General features: G+C 41.5%; 18 protein-coding genes. 2 read left to right on the top strand and 16 right to left on the bottom strand.

Features of this window, described 5'->3' with window-relative positions; genetic code table 11:
- Positions 1 to 4 precede the first annotated feature (4 nt).
- The 7 genes from PCY14_RS03620 to PCY14_RS03650 all read right to left on the bottom strand — a co-directional run bounded on the left by PCY14_RS03620 (position 5) and on the right by PCY14_RS03650 (position 8,338).
- Positions 5 to 517 (bottom strand): hypothetical protein, encoded by a 513-nt coding sequence (locus tag PCY14_RS03620; protein ID WP_021152553.1) that lies wholly within the window; start codon positions 515 to 517, stop codon positions 5 to 7.
- Positions 514 to 2,112, bottom strand: coding sequence for an Hsp70 family protein (locus tag PCY14_RS03625; protein WP_301363175.1), 1,599 nt, complete (start codon positions 2,110 to 2,112; stop codon positions 514 to 516). The genes PCY14_RS03620 and PCY14_RS03625 overlap by 4 nt, the downstream gene beginning before the upstream one ends.
- Before the next feature lie 345 nt (positions 2,113 to 2,457).
- A complete protein-coding gene (locus PCY14_RS03630; protein WP_164376179.1) occupies positions 2,458 to 3,153 on the bottom strand; it encodes a hypothetical protein in 696 nt (231 codons plus the stop codon).
- Between the two features lie 4 nt (positions 3,154 to 3,157).
- Positions 3,158 to 3,604, bottom strand: a complete 447-nt coding sequence (locus PCY14_RS03635; protein ID WP_008535556.1) for a LytTR family DNA-binding domain-containing protein — start codon at positions 3,602 to 3,604, stop codon at positions 3,158 to 3,160.
- 218 nt (positions 3,605 to 3,822) lie between these two features.
- Positions 3,823 to 5,553 (bottom strand): zinc ribbon domain-containing protein, encoded by a 1,731-nt coding sequence (locus PCY14_RS03640; RefSeq protein ID WP_021152556.1) that lies wholly within the window; start codon positions 5,551 to 5,553, stop codon positions 3,823 to 3,825.
- A 49-nt stretch (positions 5,554 to 5,602) separates the two neighbouring features.
- Positions 5,603 to 6,760, bottom strand: coding sequence for a DUF6574 domain-containing protein (locus PCY14_RS03645; RefSeq protein ID WP_021152557.1), 1,158 nt, complete (start codon positions 6,758 to 6,760; stop codon positions 5,603 to 5,605).
- Between the two features lie 192 nt (positions 6,761 to 6,952).
- The gene (locus PCY14_RS03650) at positions 6,953 to 8,338 is read right to left on the bottom strand and encodes a Cof-type HAD-IIB family hydrolase (RefSeq protein ID WP_008535564.1); all 1,386 of its coding nucleotides are present in this window, start codon (positions 8,336 to 8,338) and stop codon (positions 6,953 to 6,955) included.
- A gap of 72 nt (positions 8,339 to 8,410) precedes the next feature.
- On the opposite strand from PCY14_RS03650, the gene PCY14_RS03655 reads away from it, so the two are divergent.
- Positions 8,411 to 9,379: an asparaginase gene (locus tag PCY14_RS03655; RefSeq protein ID WP_164376166.1), complete on the top strand. Its 969-nt coding sequence runs from the start codon at positions 8,411 to 8,413 to the stop codon at positions 9,377 to 9,379.
- A gap of 3 nt (positions 9,380 to 9,382) precedes the next feature.
- A complete protein-coding gene (locus PCY14_RS03660) occupies positions 9,383 to 9,526 on the top strand; it encodes a hypothetical protein (protein ID WP_192805709.1) in 144 nt (47 codons plus the stop codon).
- A gap of 50 nt (positions 9,527 to 9,576) precedes the next feature.
- Here PCY14_RS03660 and PCY14_RS03665 read toward each other — a convergent pair whose 3' ends face one another.
- The 9 genes from PCY14_RS03665 to PCY14_RS03705 form a co-directional block, all read right to left on the bottom strand.
- Positions 9,577 to 9,789, bottom strand: coding sequence for a helix-turn-helix transcriptional regulator (locus tag PCY14_RS03665; protein WP_002889236.1), 213 nt, complete (start codon positions 9,787 to 9,789; stop codon positions 9,577 to 9,579).
- A 9-nt stretch (positions 9,790 to 9,798) separates the two neighbouring features.
- Positions 9,799 to 10,407, bottom strand: coding sequence for a DUF2975 domain-containing protein (locus tag PCY14_RS03670; protein ID WP_021152560.1), 609 nt, complete (start codon positions 10,405 to 10,407; stop codon positions 9,799 to 9,801).
- Between the two features lie 193 nt (positions 10,408 to 10,600).
- Positions 10,601 to 11,038 (bottom strand): hypothetical protein, encoded by a 438-nt coding sequence (locus PCY14_RS03675; RefSeq protein WP_021152561.1) that lies wholly within the window; start codon positions 11,036 to 11,038, stop codon positions 10,601 to 10,603.
- Between the two features lie 620 nt (positions 11,039 to 11,658).
- The gene (locus PCY14_RS03680; RefSeq protein WP_021146474.1) at positions 11,659 to 11,877 is read right to left on the bottom strand and encodes a hypothetical protein; all 219 of its coding nucleotides are present in this window, start codon (positions 11,875 to 11,877) and stop codon (positions 11,659 to 11,661) included.
- Between the two features lie 299 nt (positions 11,878 to 12,176).
- On the bottom strand, positions 12,177 to 14,195 hold the full coding sequence (gene recG / locus PCY14_RS03685; RefSeq protein WP_042772006.1) for an ATP-dependent DNA helicase RecG: 2,019 nt from the start codon (positions 14,193 to 14,195) through the stop codon (positions 12,177 to 12,179).
- A 124-nt stretch (positions 14,196 to 14,319) separates the two neighbouring features.
- Complete coding sequence (gene alr / locus PCY14_RS03690) at positions 14,320 to 15,423, bottom strand: alanine racemase (protein ID WP_021152563.1); 1,104 nt, start codon at positions 15,421 to 15,423, stop codon at positions 14,320 to 14,322.
- A 27-nt stretch (positions 15,424 to 15,450) separates the two neighbouring features.
- Positions 15,451 to 15,804 (bottom strand): holo-ACP synthase, encoded by a 354-nt coding sequence (acpS, locus tag PCY14_RS03695; protein WP_008535572.1) that lies wholly within the window; start codon positions 15,802 to 15,804, stop codon positions 15,451 to 15,453.
- A gap of 9 nt (positions 15,805 to 15,813) precedes the next feature.
- Positions 15,814 to 16,839, bottom strand: coding sequence for a 3-deoxy-7-phosphoheptulonate synthase (locus PCY14_RS03700; RefSeq protein WP_021152564.1), 1,026 nt, complete (start codon positions 16,837 to 16,839; stop codon positions 15,814 to 15,816).
- An 81-nt stretch (positions 16,840 to 16,920) separates the two neighbouring features.
- On the bottom strand, positions 16,921 to 17,955 hold the full coding sequence (locus PCY14_RS03705) for a 3-deoxy-7-phosphoheptulonate synthase (RefSeq protein ID WP_002889248.1): 1,035 nt from the start codon (positions 17,953 to 17,955) through the stop codon (positions 16,921 to 16,923).
- Positions 17,956 to 17,967: the final 12 nt, after the last annotated feature.

Here is a 17,967-nt window from a genome sequence, read left to right on the forward strand (position 1 = left end):
TCTCCTAAGACATAAGTAACATCAGGGCCACAATAAGGACGGCTCCGATGATAAGAACGATAACATTGATGTTGAAGAAGAGAATCAGGCTTAATAGAATCACAAAAGATAGGGCCGCAAATAGGTAATTGTTTAAAGATGACTCTTTAGCCTGAGTCACCCTAACAGGTGCAAAAGGGATTTCCTTTTTAGCAGACACCTCTACCCTCTTAGGAATCGGCTTTTGCTCAACTTCTAAAACCTTTCTTCTAGCTTGTTTGAGTTTTCGATCGTATTGAAATTTTTCATAATCTGAGAAAAAGAGCTGGCGAATCGTGTAAAGTTCGTTGCGCAGACGTTCTCCTTCTTGGTCCAGGGTTCCATTGGTCCAAAGCTCCTCTAGTTCCTCACGTAGAAAGGATAGGGCCACGAAACAGTCTTGGGCCGACATTTCGGGAGAAATACGATTGCTGACCGCTCTCAAATAGGACAATTCTTGTCCCGTCTCTGTATCAATTGCTTTGTAATAGTCTATCATGAGATGAATTTAGCAAAAATAGCTTGAAGTTCTGACAAGTCTTCCTTAACCACTTCTTGGGTTTGACTGACTTGTGCGTTGACTGAAAAGCGTGCCACAACAGTCTTGCTTCTCGGATCAGACACTGTCACTGTAACAATTTGTTCTGAGTCAAAGGCATAAGTAACTTGAGCCAAGAGCTCACCTTTCTGACGTGGCTGTGCAACCTGGCCTTTCACTTCTCCTAAAATCTTAACGGCAAAAGGATTTTCATAATTACCTTCTGTGATACGTAGCTTGAACTTATTCTGTCCATCTACAACCGCAAAGAGGTCCTTAGTAACGGCCAAAGGCAAGACAGAGTTACGAGGAACCACGACACTATTGTAGTAGTCACCCACAAAGCTATAGTTCCTGTTAGGATTTTTCTTGAAGAGCAGACCGATTCCCTGAGAGGTCACATCCTTGACAACAACCCTATCTGTCTCAGTTGTCTTACCGTCCTGATGCTCAGAGAAACTAACCTCATTGTTGACAATAAGATCGGCTAGAATAGATGCTCCCTGTGCCACGATAGTATCTGGATTAAGGTCAAACTTAGGTTCCAAACCACTCATTAAGCGGATCATTTGACGAATCATTGGCATCCGTGTTGACCCACCCACAAGGAGAATATGGTCAATCTCTTCCCACTTCAAACCGGACGCTTGAAGGGTAGACTGTACCTTAATTTCAGTATCTTTGAGGAGGTCCAAGGTAAGTTCATTGAAAATCGCCTGGGTAATCAAGACACCATAACCTTGACCATTGACATAGTGCTCATAGAGAGCTTGGTCATTAACAGATAGGCTAGTCTTAATTTGCTCAGCCTTATACTGAAGTTGAATTTTTTCCTTCTCAGAAAGGTTGGTCATATTGACCCCTTGTTTTTCCAACTCCTGCATGATGTAGCCAACAAGACGTTTGTCAAAGTCAATCCCACCAAGACGTGAATTCCCGTCAGTTGCCAAAATATCATAAGCATGATCAGCCACGCGCATGGTGGTAACGTCAAAAGTTCCCCCACCAAGGTCGAAGACCAAGACATTTCCTTGAGCATTTTTAGTGTGGGCATAGGCAATAGCCGCAGCCGTAGGCTCATTGATAATACGCAAGACGTTAAATCCTGCAATACGACCAGCATTCTTAGTGGCCGCACGTTGATCTGACGTAAAGTAGGCAGGAACAGTGATGACAGCATCCTTGATGCCGTCTGCTTGACCTATTTCTTGACCAACCACATAAGCACGTTTACGGAATTCATTCAAAACCAAGGCTGAAAGAATAATAGAATTAACACGTGTGTGATCCGGTGTGTCACTGGCAATCGGACGACCAATATCACGTTTGAAGTCAAATTTAAAGTTTTCTGTACTTCCGATTTCTGTTCCACGCTCGATAGCTTCCTTACCAAAGGACACATGGTTTTTACCACCGATATTTGAGAAGTAGACCGCTGAACGCAAGACCTGATCGTCATTCGTTCCCATCGGAATAATCTCTGGTACATCTTCACGAACAACAGCCATGACCGAGTTGGTTGTTCCCAAATCAATACCAATTGCTTTTTTTCTCATAACAATTTCCCTTCTAGTCTCATCTTGAGTTTATCTGACTGTCAGTCTTAGCAGGTATTCGCCTAGATTTTTTAATGTCATTTTCGTCACATAAAACGCCAATAGAGTATAGTCATTCCAGTCTAGTTTTTCACTATACTATATTATCACAAATAAAGAGACTATAAAATAGGAAAAGGGGAGTGAGACCGAACAACTTTTCAAAAATTGTTCCTTGTCCCACTCCCTTGAGTGTCAATTAATCTGATAGACTGGATGAAATTAGAAATATAGGAGATATTATTTCACTAATTGTCTTGCTTTATAGCTCGTACTTGTTTTACTAGTCGTAACTTCTCTCCTAACTTAATCAATCACATTCTCTCCAACATAGATGATTTCTAGATTACCTAAGGAAACATCTCCTTTGATATAGAAATCCTTGCTAGTCAAATTGCTTGGATTTTCCTGGTGTTGAATAGCCGAAAGCGAGTTGTCCACATTAACATGAACTCGCCAATCACTAGGCACATAGAGACTAAGACTTCCCAGAGAAACGTCCACATCAAACTGGGCAGACGGCCCTTCAATACGGCAGTTATCAAAATAGACCGATGCTTCTCCCAGACTTACATCCGCACTTCCATGAGTAAAGTGTTGGTCATTGAGATATTTGGTCACCGTTGAAAAAGTCACATCAATATCATTACCACCATTTTGAGCGTCTGAGCCGGCGGCATAAGAACCAAAACGGTTTTTCGCTTTACCTGAAGGTTTGAAGAGAATATTCAAGCCAATAACTGCAAGGATAGAAGAAAGGATAACGACAGAATTGGATACTGGAAGAAAATGAAACTGTCCATTGAGTGAAAAGAGGGCCAAAACACCATAGATGAAGCCCCAACCAAAGTGGCGTTTCAAAAAACTAGAAAGGGAAAGAACGGCCAACAAGACCACCCAAGCCAGCATCCAAATGCTAATTTCCCATTTTACAAAATAGCCCTGTAAAACTACCAAAGCTGCTAAAAGGATTAAGAAAACCCCAATTAATTTTTTTCTCATCATGTTACCTCATTTCGTTTAATCGTTCTTTTAAGACCGGATAGTAGCGTCTTGATACATGAACCTGCTTATGGGTCTGATAGAAATTAACCGTGCTGGTCCCTGAAAAAGACTTCTCTAAAGAATAAATCTGCTTTACGTTGACAATGGTTGATTTGGAAATCCGACAAAAGGCAATCGGAAGCAGTTCTTCTAGCTCATAGAGCTTCTGCTTGACCTCATAGGCCTCGTCCCTGGTATGCCCATAAATCTTCTCCCCATCTGTTTCAAAAAAGAGAATCGTTTCCAAATCTAGAAAGTACTCACTACGATCCTTGTAAAAAGCTAAAGGGGTCAACTTTTGCTTTAAAATGGACTCCTGGAGCCGCGCTATTTCTTCTGTTAATTGAGGAGCTCGAATCAAGATTTCAGGCTCATCCATGGATGGGTCCAGTTCGATGCTAACTTTCATAATACTCCTTTCCTGTCCTTTTGATGGTTTCATTATAACAGCTGCTTTCAACAAAACAAGGCTTTTTAGGTAAGTGGCTCAGTTTTACCCCTAAGAGGTTAGTTAAGGCAAGCAAAAAGAACTTGGCAATAGCCAAGTTCTCCACTTGTTAGATTGAGGTTCGAACGCCTTAATCATTTTCTAGTTCACGGTTGACTAGTCAACCGCAAAAGAAGTTGCTATTTCACGGTATCTTCACGGCTCACATGTTGTGATTCGCCAGCCTTACCGTTGATACGATAATCACTGTAGTCAGAACTACTGCTGCTAGAATCACTATCATCATCGCCAACGTATTCCACATTACATGTCCAAGAGATTTTATCTTTAATATCTCCTGATGATTTGAATTTAGAATCATAGCCATAATAGAAATCATAGACTGCCGTGAAAGTTACTTTAAAGGTCTTTTCACCAGTCTGAACAACATCGGTCACATCAACATCTGAGAAGGTAATACTATCAGCGGAACGGTTTTTGGCTCCCGTAGTATTTTTATCAATATCAGCGATAACATCCTTATACATGGTATCATCAGTACCATTAAGGAAAATGTCGGAAACACCATCTGGAGTCGTGTTATGGTTTGAGGCATAACTGCCAAATTTACCGTAGGCTGCTGTCAAAAGACGGTCTGCCGTATCACGGTCAAGAACTCCATCAGCATCAAGAGTAACTGTTTGACCTTCAGAGATTTTCTTAATAGACAGTGTCTCAGTCTTGATAGAGCTACCATCGTCGAAATTCTTCTTAACGTAAACAGCTGAAGAGCCAGCTACTGCTACCTTGTTGACATCCAATTTTCCTGAGCTGAGGGTTCCAACCTTGGTACCACCAACATAAAGGTCCCCATCTTTAAGATTAGATTTAACAGTAAAACTGAGATACTTCACTGAAAGGTTAACTTCGGTCCTAGATGTGACATTTTCTTCAGATGACACCGTGATATCCTGATCATTGACCTTACCAGAAGCCACAAAATTGTAAGTTCCTGGATAGAGGTGTTTCAGCTCAGCGGTGTAGTTATTTCCATCTGTAGTACCATAAGAAACACCATTGATTGTCAGATTCAAATCAGCTGTATTAACCGTCAAATCAACTGTTCCAGGATCAACCACGACTCTCCACTTTGGAAAGATAAGGAACTGGCGTCCAACCTTTTGCATACGTTCACCAGACATGAGTTGGCTCTTGCTATAGGTTGTTGTGTTTTTGGTGTCTGTATACTTAACTTCAGATGTTTTAATTTCTTTTTTAGTATCAGACCACACCTGGTATTCCAAACTATCCTTAAAGCTCTTCTTAGCAGCTGTTTCATAACGCTCTGCTACTTGACCTCGTGAGTAATAATAAGATCCAAAGCTGTAGCCAGTAAGGGCCAAGACTGCAACAACAATACCAGCAATCATCAAGATTTTTTTACTCTTAGCCATGGCTGGCTTAGCTGGTTTGGCTGCCTTGCCATCTGAGATGAATTTATGGATGGTTGACACATCATATCCCGAAGACTTACCTAGAAGAAATTCCTCTGGAAGAGGCTGACGACCAACATAGGTCTTAAAAGCCTTCATCCAAATTGCTTGTGCTTCTTTAGAAGCAGACTCTGACTTTTCTTCAGATTGATTCTGACCTACTTGAGATACTGGTGTAAACTCTTCCGTTTCTGAAGGAGACGCTTCCTCTTGATCGTCAAGTGAGACATCATCAAACACTTCCTCAGCAACGTCGAACTCATCAACTTCTTCTGTTGGCTCGGGAGCGGCAACTTCTTGATTTAGACCCATAGCCGCAATGCCTTTAATAGCCTTTAAATCAAAGTCTGCTTTTTGACCTTCTTCAATTTCCAAAACATGAGGCGGACGACCAACTGCCTTTTCAAACAAATTAATCCACTTTTCTTTTGTTGCCATAAGGACTACTCCTATAAAATTGCTTTTTCAAAAAATGCTAAAGGTTTACTTAGAATAGAAGACCTACCGTAAATGAAGACATGATAGTAAATACGATTGCAAACAAGATAGACAAAATGACACCATTCAAAAGTGCTGCCAAGATCATTTGATAGAACTTATCAGCCTTCCACGCAGTTGTTACAGGAACAATTGTAAAGAGGTTAGCAAGTGCAAACAAGAAGTAAACAACATAGAACAAGAAGCCTGGGAAGACAACAAGTCCAATAGCTCCCAACAAGATAGTTACAAGCAATACTGGCAAGGCTAATGATGTCAAACGACCAAAACGGTCAAAGCTATTTAAGAAAGTTGTTGCAGGGTCACGGAAGATGGCCTTACGTGTCACAAATCCTGCCAAGATGAAGGCAAAGATAAAGAGGAAGGCAGCTAAAATACTTGCAAAGAAAGCCGCAAAACCAATACTAGAGGCATGACTTGAAACGGATGATGAGTAATCATTTGATCCGAAAGATCCAAAGACACTACTGAAGGCACTCGCTGTTGACTCTAAAGTGTTGACCACTTTACGTGCCATTGCGCTCAAAATTGCAAAGAATGCAAGTCCAGTCAAGAGTGACAAGAAGATGTAGTTAAGCCAACCATTGTGCTTACCATAATCTGTCATATCTGCTGGACGACGCCATGCATTAAGCAACCATGTCCAATAGTTTTTGAAAGTTGTTCCAAATGCTGATGGTTGGGCTGGAACAACTACTGCTTGACCATTAATGAATTGAACATTTTGACCTGGTTGAAGAGGTTGACCGTTAGCAAAGGCTGCTTGTTGACCAGCTTGCGCATTCGCAAAACCTGCTTGAGGTTGAAATGCTTGATTCGGTACAGCTTGTCCTGGGGTTGCTTGAGCACTTGCAAAACCTGGTTGAGCTGGAGCTCCTTGAACTGGAGCTTCCTGAGTGCCAGCAAATGCTGGTTGTGGTTGCGCTTCTTGAGCTGGAGTCTCTTGAGCAGCTGCAAAGACTGGTTGGGCTGGAGCTCCTTGAACTGGCGCTTCTTGTACATTGGCAAATGCTGGTTGCGCTGGAGCTCCCTGAGCTGGGGCATCGTCTTGGAATTCTCCAGCTGCAAGTGCTGCAGCAATTTCTTCTTCAGTCGCTGAACGACCATTGATGGCTTCAAAAAAATCTAACCAATCTGCTTTAGTCATAATAATCTCCTTAGAAATACATAGAATGATTCTATTTTATCACAAATAGCAACATTATTAAATGCCATTTTCATTAGAAAAAGGTTTGGTACAAGTTGTCCAAACCTTTATTAAATACGATATAAAATTCTTTATGTAACCTTATTAGCACAGGCAAAAATATCTGTAGACCTCTACTAAGACTCAATCATTTTACTTGTTTCTTTGGAGAGATTTTTGAATCTGACGATCCAGCTCCAGTTTAATATGTGGTTCTGGCGCAAAGCGTTCCTCCCAGTCATCTGGTTTCAGAATCTTGTGGGTCACTGGATCAAAATGAGCCTTACCATCTGGGAAAATTTTACCCATATTAGCCTCATGAACCGTATCAAAGAAAGGCTTAGGATCCACACCCATAAGGACAAAGGAGCCATAAGTCAAGTAAAGCAAATCCGTCAAAGCATCGACCTGACCAACCATCGTTGACTCTGAATGTTCTTTAGAGCTAACCTTGAGAGCTGCCTTATCAAGAGCAGCATGTAGGTCCAAAACAGCCTGTCCAAAGACACGCTTGTCCCCACCTGATGAAGCATAAAGGAATTCGACGATTTCTTCCAACTTGAAATCCGAACGATGACTAGCTTCCTCAATACTATAGACACGAGGCATATCATTGGTAGAGCCATCCATCAAGTGATGGAAATCCTTAACCTTGTTAAAGTTGTCATCATCACTGGTAAATGAATTTTCTGTTTCAAAGTGAATCAGGCCATAGTGTGATAGGGCTTTGGCAATCCCATTCTGGTTGTTGGTGTCCGTGACATGGGTCGCCTGATCCTTCAGTTCATCTTCACCATTTCCCATGGCAACACCGATACCGACACCAGACAACATTTCCAGGTCATTTTCCGAATCTCCAAAGGCCATAACCTCGCTGAGCTCGAAACCAAATACCTCACCTAAATGAGCAATCCCTTTGAGCTTAGATTGCCCAGCAGAAATAATATCCGCAGAATAAGGACTTGAGCGAGTAATCTTAACGTGTGGGAATTTCTCCTCAATAGCTTGAGTCTCACCCACTGTCGCTACCATAACTACTTGGTAGACCGGTTCACGCATAATGGTTTTGAGAGCTTCCATGCTCTGTGGTTTAAAACGACGAATGAGAGACTTAAAACTACGTTCCACCATCTTAGCCCAAGATTTGGGCACGATACGACTCACTATTTGACCAAACTTGCTAGTCCCCATACTGATGATGTTAGAACCGACAAGACCCGTACTTGTACCTAGAGAAATTTCTCTACGTTGCTTGGTCGCATAACGAATCAAGTTGTAAATCGTTGATTTAGGGAGTTGATTTTGATAGAGAATCTTGTCATGAGTAAGGATATACTGACCATTATACGTCACCGCAAAATCCAGACCTAGATTATCCATGAAAGGCTGAACAAATCCTGGCCCACGGCCTGTCGCCAAACCAACCAAAATGCCATCTTCCTTCATCTGACTGATAGCCTTTTTGGTTGAAGTTGACACACGTTTTCGGTCATTTAAAAAAGTCCCATCAATATCAAAAAAGACTGCTTTAATCGCCACTTGGCTCCCCCTCCGTCTAACATTTATGCTAAAATAAATTATAACATAAATATGATAGTGAGTAGTATCCAAATGACAAAAAAAATTCTCGTCCTTCATACTGGAGGAACCATTTCCATGTCATCAGATGACGATGGCAAGGTCAGTCAAAACACTGATAATCCCATGAACCATGTTGGACTTGATTTGGACAACCTAGAACTGACCGTTCTGGATTTTCTTAACATTCCTAGTCCACATATCACCCCCTACCACATGCTTGATATTTATAAAAAAATCAAGGAAACAGCTGGACAATATGATGGTGTGGTCATTACCCACGGCACAGACACCCTTGAAGAGACAGCCTATTTTCTAGATACTATGGCTGTTCCTGAGATTCCAGTCGTCCTAACAGGTGCCATGCGTTCATCAAACGAACTGGGAAGCGATGGCGTTTACAACTATCTCTCAGCCCTTCGTGTCGCAAGCAATGACGAGGCTGCCGATAAAGGCGTCCTAGTCGTTATGAACGATGAAATCCATGCAGCCAAGTATGTGACCAAGACACATACCACAAACGTAGCAACCTTTCACACGCCCACTCATGGCCCTCTAGGAATCATCATGAAACACGACATTCTTTGGTTCAAGACGGCTGAACCTCGTGTTCGCTTTGACTTGCAACAAATTTCAGGAACTGTGCCAATCATTAAGGCCTACGCTGGTATGGGAATTGGCGATGGCATCATCAGCCTCCTAGATCCTGAAAAAATTGACGGGGTAGTCATTGAGGCACTAGGCGCCGGAAACCTACCACCACTAGCTGCAAGAGAAATTACGTCACTTATGAACAAGAGAGTGCCAGTTGTACTCGTATCCCGTTGCTTTAACGGTATCGCCGAACCTGTCTATGCCTATGAAGGTGGTGGCGTTAAACTCCAAGAAGCAGGCGTTATGTTTGTTAAGGAACTCAATGCACCAAAGGCTCGCCTCAAACTCCTCATTGCACTTAGTGCAGGACTAGAAGGCCAAGAATTGAAAGATTATATTGAGGGATAAGACATGAAACTTAGCATTGAAGCAACCGATAAATTGGAAAATAAAGATTTCCACTATGAACTAACCGTCTCACAGACACATGTCGCCATGGTCTGTGGTACTGTATTAGCCAGTCTAGCCCTGATTGCATGGATGAAGAAAAAATAAAAAAGCTTGAAGCATGGTCACTAGAAAGGTGATTTAACTGCTTCAGGCTTTTAGTTTTCTTCGTCTGGTCTATATTCAAGAATATCCCCTGGTTGACAATTTAATTCCTTACAAATGGCATCCAGAGTCGTAAAACGGATTGCCTTGGCCTTGCCTGTTTTAAGAACCGAGAGATTGGCTGGGGTAATGCCAATGCGTTCTGCCAGCTCACCCGAGCGCATCTTCTTCTTGGCAAGTTCAACGTCTAAATTGACAATAATCATAAGCCCCTCCTAAATCGTGTACTCATTTTCCTCAGCAACGGCATTAGCCTTAGTCAAAATCATAGCGACAGCATAGAGGACAAAGCTAACTAGCAAATAACTGATGTTAAAGAAACTATAACTCTGGTTGCCAGTTCCAAATGTAAAGATACCATTATTGATAAAAGCCCCAAGAACTAGCAAATGCGCTGACCAACGAACCAACTTAGCATTTTTAGCGATGAAAATATCAGAACGATAAAGGTTAATCAGAAAGGCACGTAGGCACAACAAGAAACCTATGTTGACTACCATACGAAGGAAATCAATGGTTGCTGCAAAAAGCGTCAGACTAGGACCCTTGCTTTTCACGGTAACTCCCGACCCAAGAAGCATACGCAAACCTTGTTGTAAGAGTCCTTCGTGACCAATCAAAATAAAGGCGTCATTAAGAATGGTAATAACAAGACTTAAAAAGCCCGCAAAAAGGAGGACATTAACGAACAGAAGAACACTACGCAGACGTTTTTGTTCTTGCGTCTCCTGACGATTTTTAGCACTTTTAGCCGATTTCCAACCATAATAACTAGAGCCAGCCAAGGCTAGGACGATTAAAAAATAGAATAAGATAGTTGTCATGTGTTACCTCTATTGTAAAGACATTTTGATTTTTTAGGAGCATAGACTATAAAAAGCCAAGGTGCCTCTAGGAGCCCTTGACCTTATACTAAATCAGTAGCTAACTATTAACAGTATCAATTATATCGAATATCAATATAAAATACTAGTTTATAGATAAGATTTTACTACTTTTCAACTAAGATACATTCAATTATTTGACAGCTGTTTGTCCCTTACGAAGACGGATAGCATCACAAGCTAGAGAGACCAAGAAGAGCCAAACTGATGTACTAAAGTCCATTACTAGGTGATCTGTCGTTCCCAACTGCAAGAAGATATTCAAGGCTGATGGCACAAAAGTTAGAAGGGCAGACTTTTTCAAGAAAAGAGAGAAATCTTCTGTCCAAAGTGCCTTCCAAGTAAAGTCTTTAAGCTCTTTACGAAGGAGCCAAATCAAGGCAAGATAGAAGGCAAATTGTAGCTCTGCGACCAGCCAGTAACCCCAGCCAGAAAGGTATTGAACCTCTGCACCTGGGAAAAGATTGGCCACGTTCACAAAAGGAAGGATAAGTAAAGCAAGCATTGCAAGACCGTAGATTGCCATAAGAAGAATAAGAAGAGCGTTGATGATTGGTTTAAGTGTTTTCATGATAAGTATTTCCTTTGTTAAATAGTTTTAGTAAATAATTTCTCTTTTTCGCGAATAAGGTTATCTTTATCGAAAACTTATTATCGTTTTTCGATAATTATATATTACACTCTTTATTTCTCCTTGTCAACACATTTTTATCGTTTTTCGATATTTTTTAACCAAAATCCATAAAAACACTAAAACCAGTTAAGAAAATCTTAACTGGTTGCACTTCTTATTTTAGTCACCTAGACTGGTCGTTCATACGTCTAGGCTTTTTCGTTTTTTAGGAAAAGGGATTCTACGTTTATGAAAAAAGGAAAAAGGGATTTTGGGAAACTGAGGAATGAAAGCCGTAGAATAGTGGAAAATATTGCCTCTTCCTAGCTCAATACTAGTCTTGATAAACCTTAAAGTCTTGAGGATGCTTTTGGAAATTTGGATTGTAGGTTACTTTAATTTTTACTGTCATGATGATGTCCTCCATTTTAGGAATGAGTTGGCTTAGCCAAAACCTTTTATTTTCAAAACCTATCTCGTTTTGATGGTTTTATTATAGGTTCCCTAACTTAAAAAAAGCTTTTAATAAGCTTGAAGGAAACTTAAAACTCTCAGTTGTTTACTGAGAGTTGATATGTCTATAACATCGATAAGATAATGCCCAGCACCAAAGCCACCCAGACAGCATAACGAATTGTCGCATGGTAGCGATAACCTTCGATAACCTTAGGTATTTTTGTAAAGAGGTAGGCAATGTAGGCAACTATGGAAAGAAAATAACCTTTAAAATTCAAAGTGGAACCTAGAAGACTAAATTCTTCAAAGACTGGCACTAGCACTAGGACAGCCGTAAGCATGCACCAAACCGGTAGAAGCGTTTTTTCCCTTTGATGACAAAGATGAATAATGAGTTGAGCTATGAAACCAGCTACATACATAATGAATAGTACTGAACACAGTAGAGAGATCAAAAGTGAATAAAAATATAAGGTATGAAAGTCCATCTTTCCTTGTATCATCTCTACCAATCCAGTAATAAACCAAATCAAGATGAAGGCGAACAAATAAAATAAGAGACCTAACATTATAAGAAACAAGGGATGCAAGATAACAAAAAAATCTAGTTTTAACCGTCTTTTGTTCATTAGTTTTCTCCTCAATCAAACTCTCCTTGGCTTCTCAAATAAGCTCCTAGCACCTGCCATTCAGGATTCTCTCGCCAGTTAGGGTCAGAGACAATTTGACTAGCCACCCGTCTGGCTTCCTCTAAGATATTGTAGTCTTCCACAATATCGGCCACTTGAAATTCAGGAATACCTGACTGACGTGTCCCAAAGATTTCACCTGAGCCACGCATTTTAAGATCCTCCTCAGCTAGAACAAAGCCATCCGTGGTCTCACACATGGCCTGCATGCGTTTTTTACCAGTATCATTTTTAGGATTAGCCACCAAAATACAGTAGGACTGCTTATCGCCACGACCTACACGTCCTCGAAGCTGGTGAAGCTGGCTAAGTCCAAAACGATCCGCATCCATAATAACCATAACTGTAGCATTTGGCACGTTAACACCTACTTCGATAACTGTGGTTGATACTAAAATCTGAGATTTTCTGTCCTTGAAATCTTGCATAATTTGGTCTTTTTCATCATTTTTCATGCGTCCGTGCATCAGAGCTACTGTAGCTGAATCCCCAAAGAACTCTGTGAGTTCCTGGTGAAGAGCAACGGCATTTTTCAAGTCAAGTGCCTCAGACTCTTCAATCAAAGGAGAAATAAAATAGACCTGAGCATCTTTTTCCAACTCACCCTTGATCCAAGTCAGTACGGTGTCCAGCTGCTCATGTTTAACCCAACGAGTAATGATGGGTTTACGACCAGCTGGCATCTGGTCAATGATAGATACATCCATCTCCCCAAAGGCAGTGATAGCCAAGGTCCTAGGGATAGGGGTCGCTGTCATCATGAGAACGTCGGGATTGTCTCCCTTCTCACGGAAAATACGACGTTGATTAACCCCAAAACGGTGTTGCTCATCGGTTATAACCAACCCAAGTTTATGATAAGTCACAGCATCCTGAATCAAGGAGTGAGTCCCTACAATCATCTGAGCCTCTCCAGATTCAATTTTGGAAAGAGCTACTTTCTTATCCGCTGCCTTCATCCCAGAAGTTAGGAGGACCACCTCTAGCTCAGGAAAAAGGCCTTGCAAACTCTGATAATGCTGCTCTGCTAAGATTTCCGTCGGTACCATAAGGGCAGACTGAAATCCTGCCGTGTAAGCCCCATACATGGCAAAGCTAGCGATAACTGTTTTCCCTGAACCCACATCTCCTTGTAAGAGACGGTTCATGTGAGCTCCAGATTGCATATCAGCTAGGATTTCCGATAAACTGCGCTGTTGGGCTTCTGTTAAGGGGAAAGGCAAGGCAGCAATCTTGGCTTTGATTTTACTTTCATCGTAAGCGATTGCTATACCATTAGTCTCCGATTTATTTTCAGCCTTTAACACCTGTAAGTTCATTTGAAAATAAAAGAGTTCCTCAAACTTTGTTCGGCGTAGGGCCTGCTTATATTCAGCTAAATCTTTCGGAAAATGCATGGCACGCACAGCCTCTTGACGTCCCATGAGACGATACTTGTCCATCAGCACCCGAGGAAGACTTTCCTTCAACAACTCAATAGCCCCACTTTCAAAAGCCGCCTTTATAGCCTTTATCAGCTGAGCTTGACTGACACCTTGAGCCACATGGTAAACCGGCTGCATATCGTCCTCAACTTGAGCCAAGACTTTCATACCAGTCACAGCCGACTTCTTCTGGTCCCACTTGCCAAAGATAGCCACTTCTGCCCCCATCTCAATCTTGTCCACAAGATAAGGCTGATTAAAGAAACTAATGGCAATCACAGCCTCACCCTGCTTGATTTTAAAGCTCAGACGATTACGTTTAAAGCCATAATACTGCACATTGGCAGGCGTCACCACTGTTCCCGTAATAACAGCCTTCTCGCCATCCATCAGTTCAAAAATAGATTTACTCTTAAAATCCTCATATCGGAAAGGAAAATAAAGCAAGAGGTCCCCAACCGTGTGCAAATCTAATTTGGTAAATTTTTCAGCGGACTTAGGCCCAAACCCTTTCAAATCCGCAATTGGTGAATCTAATTGAATCATATCCTCTATCATTTCTATCGTGTTCTGTCCCTCGTAAAAGAGGAAGTCTTACCAGCTATTATATCACATGGGATGAGTCTTCACGAAAAGCAAAAAATCCAGCCGAAAGCTGGATTCCTCTTTTTTACTCATAACTGCGAGGGACACGATCACTAAGTAAACAAAGAACTTCGTAGTTGATAGTACCACGTTTTTCAGCCACCTCTGTCGCAGTGATGCTTGCTCTCCCATTTTCGCCAATAAGCGTAACAGGAGTACCTAGGGGATAGACTTTAGGCAAGCGAATGGTAATTTGGTCCATAGACACGCGCCCAACAATCGGGCAAAATTGACCATCCACAATAACGTGAAAACCTTGTAAATCTCTAGTCCAACCATCCGCATATCCGATTGGAATCGTTCCAATAACCTCGTCAGTCGTCGTTGTGTAAGTGGCACCATAACCGACATCTTGACCTGCTGGTAAGGTTTTAACATGAACAAGAGCTGTTTCCAAACTTAGGGCAGGACGAATCTTATAAGGAAGATTCAAAGCACTACCACTAGGATTGAGACCATAGATGACAACACCCAAACGTACCGCATTAAAGACGGTTTCGGCATGCCAGATACTTGTCGCTGAGTTGCTTGCGTGTACCAGACGAGGACGGTCAGCCAAATTTTCCACCAAATTTGTGAAGAAGGCCAATTGGCACTTGAATTTACTATCGTCCGCCTCATCAGCCGTTGCAAAATGGGTAAAAATACCTTCAACATCGGCACCAAGTGATTTCAGACCAGCAATCAAGTTATCTGCGTCTTCTAGGCTACGTACCCCAATGCGACCCATACCTGAATCAACCTTAATATGGCAGGTCAAGCCTGTCAAATCAAGTCCTTGTTCCTTGGCTATTTCCAACCAATCAAGTGAAGCCACCGTTAGAGTAATATTTTCTTGAATAGCCAAGGGAACACCATCCGGCAAAACCACTCCCAAAATGAGTATTGGCTGCTCTAAGCCAGCTTGACGGAGTTCAAGCGCTTCGTCCAGATTGGACACACAAAAACCATCTACCTGTTCAGACACCTGCTTAGCCACTGCGACTGCTCCATGACCGTAAGCATTTGCCTTAACCACTGCAAAAGTCTTCACCTTTTTAGGAATATGACTAACCACTTGTTCAATATTTTCTGAAATTGCTGATAGATCAACCTTTGCCAAGGTTGGTCGATGTAAACTTGAAATCATAAGCTATCCTCTTACAACACCTATCTTTTAATTTTCTTCTAAAATGACACTTGCCTGAACAAAATCACCACTATGGGAAATCGAGATAAAGACTTTCCCCTCAAAAGGTGACTGGGTTACCACAGGAGCTCCTTTGTCATTGTTCAAAATTTCAATATCCTTAAAACCGACCGCTCCAATTCCAGTTCCCCAAGCTTTTGAAAAAGCTTCCTTACCGGCCCAACGTCCTGCTAAATAGGACATCTGACGACTCCCAGAAAGAGACTCAAAGCGCTCCCATTCTTTTGACGTCAAGACCTTCTTTGCAAAACGTGGATTGCGATCATAAGCCCTTTTCACAGCTGAAATTTCCTGCAAGTCTATACCATGTCCAATAATCATAGCTGCTTACTATAGTCGGTCGTGAATTTCACGAATAAGACTGTCTGTCTTAGCCCAACCAAGACACGGATCTGTGATTGATTTTCCGTAAATTTCAGGCGTATCTTGACGACCATCCTCAAGATAAGACTCAATCATGAAGCCACGCACAGTATCTGCAATACGCTCATCCCACTCACGGTTAAGAAGGACTTCACGCACAATTCGAACCTGCTCAATAAAGTTTTTACCAGAGTTATCATGGTTGGTATCAACAAGAATAAATGGATTTTCCAAACCAAAGGTACTGTATTTATCCAAAGCCTTAACCAAGTCCTCATAGTGGTAATTGACAAGATTCTGACCATTTTCATTGTTAGCCCCACGCAAAATAGCATGCGCCAATGGGTTCCCATCTGTCTTGACTTCAGCTCCATTAAAAATGAAATGCTGTTGGTTCTGCGCAGCATAGATACCATTAAACATCACATTCAAATTACCTGATGTTGGATTCTTAAAGCCGGTTGGTACGTCAATACCAGAAGCCACGAAACGGTGTTCTTGGTCTTCAACCGAACGTGCGCCAATAGCATGGTAGCTAAGTAAATCCTCAAAAAAGTCAAGGTTTGATGGGTAAAGCATCTCGTCTGCAATAGGCAAACCTGTTTCAATAATAATACGTGATTGCAGGTGACGAACAGCCTTAACTCCTGCAAGAAGGTCAACGTCACCTTCTGCATCTGGTTGGTGAATAAGACCTTTATAACCATCTCCATTAGTACGTGGTTTAGCTGTATAAACACGCATAACGATGAAAATCTTGTCTTTCACTTCTTCCTGAAGCTGAGCCAGACGATGGGCATAATCAAGAACAGCCTCTTCATTATCAGATGAACATGGACCGATAACCAAGAGGAGACGTTTGTCCTCCCCCTTGATAATTTTTGCCAAAGCCTCATCATTAGCTTGTTTGGCTGCTAAGGCATCTCCTGTAAGGGCATGCAATTTTCTAACTTCCGCCGCATCAATAAGCGGACTATTTTGGTGAATTCCCATTTAATTCCCTCTCTTTGCGAAAAGAGAGCGAACCGTTTGGTCACCCAAACGGCTCACTCCCCACATATGGTTTCTGTTATCTTATTTTTTTGACAAAGTGTCGTGAATTTCACGAACCAATTCTTCTGTCTTAGCCCAACCAAGACATGGGTCTGTAATTGATTTACCATAAACATCTGGTGCATCTTGACGACCATCTTCAAGGTAAGATTCAATCATGAAGCCACGTGCAACTTTGTTGATTTTTTCATTCCAATCACGGTTAATCAAGGTTTGACGAACGATACGGATTTGCTCCAAGTAACGTTTACCTGAATTATCATGGTTTGTGTCAATAACGATGAACGGATTTTCAAGACCCATTTTTTCATAATGTTCAATTGTATCAAGAACATCATCATAGTAGAAGTTAGGCACGTTTTTACCATATTCGTTCGTTGAACCACGAAGGATAACGTGTGCCAATGGGTTACCTGAAGTTTGCACTTCTTCACCGTTAAAGAGGAAATCTTGTTTGTTTTGTGCAGCATAAATACCGTTAAACATCACGTTAAGGTTACCTGATGTTGGATTCTTCATACCAGTTGGAACATCAATACCTGAAGCCACAAAACGGTGTTGTTGGTCTTCTACAGAACGTGCACCAACGGCAATGTAAGATACAAGATCATCTACCAATGTAAGGTTTTCTGGATAAAGCATTTCATCGGCAGTCGTAATGCCAGTTTCAGTGATAACACGGTAGTGAAGGTTACGCACAGCTTTAATTCCGTTAATAAGGTTTGGTTTTCCTTCAGCATCAGGTTGGTGCACAAGCCCTTTATAACCATCACCATTTGTACGAGGTTTAGCTGTATAAACACGCATCACCATAAAGACCTTGTCTTTAACTTCTTCTTGAAGTTTAGCCAAACGGTGAGCATAATCAAGAACGGCTTCTTCATTATCAGATGAACATGGACCGATAACCACTAGCGTACGATCATCTTCACCCTTAATGATTGCTTCAAGTTCTTTATCACGTGCTTGTTTCTTGGCAAGAGCTTCACCTGTCAATGTAGTTGATTCTTTAACTGCATCAAAATCAATTTTTTTACTTACTGCTTTAAAAACCATAATAATTACCTA

Source organism: Streptococcus sp. SV2 (genome assembly GCF_030440175.1).
In the GTDB taxonomy this organism is placed as follows: domain Bacteria; phylum Bacillota; class Bacilli; order Lactobacillales; family Streptococcaceae; genus Streptococcus; species Streptococcus raffinosi.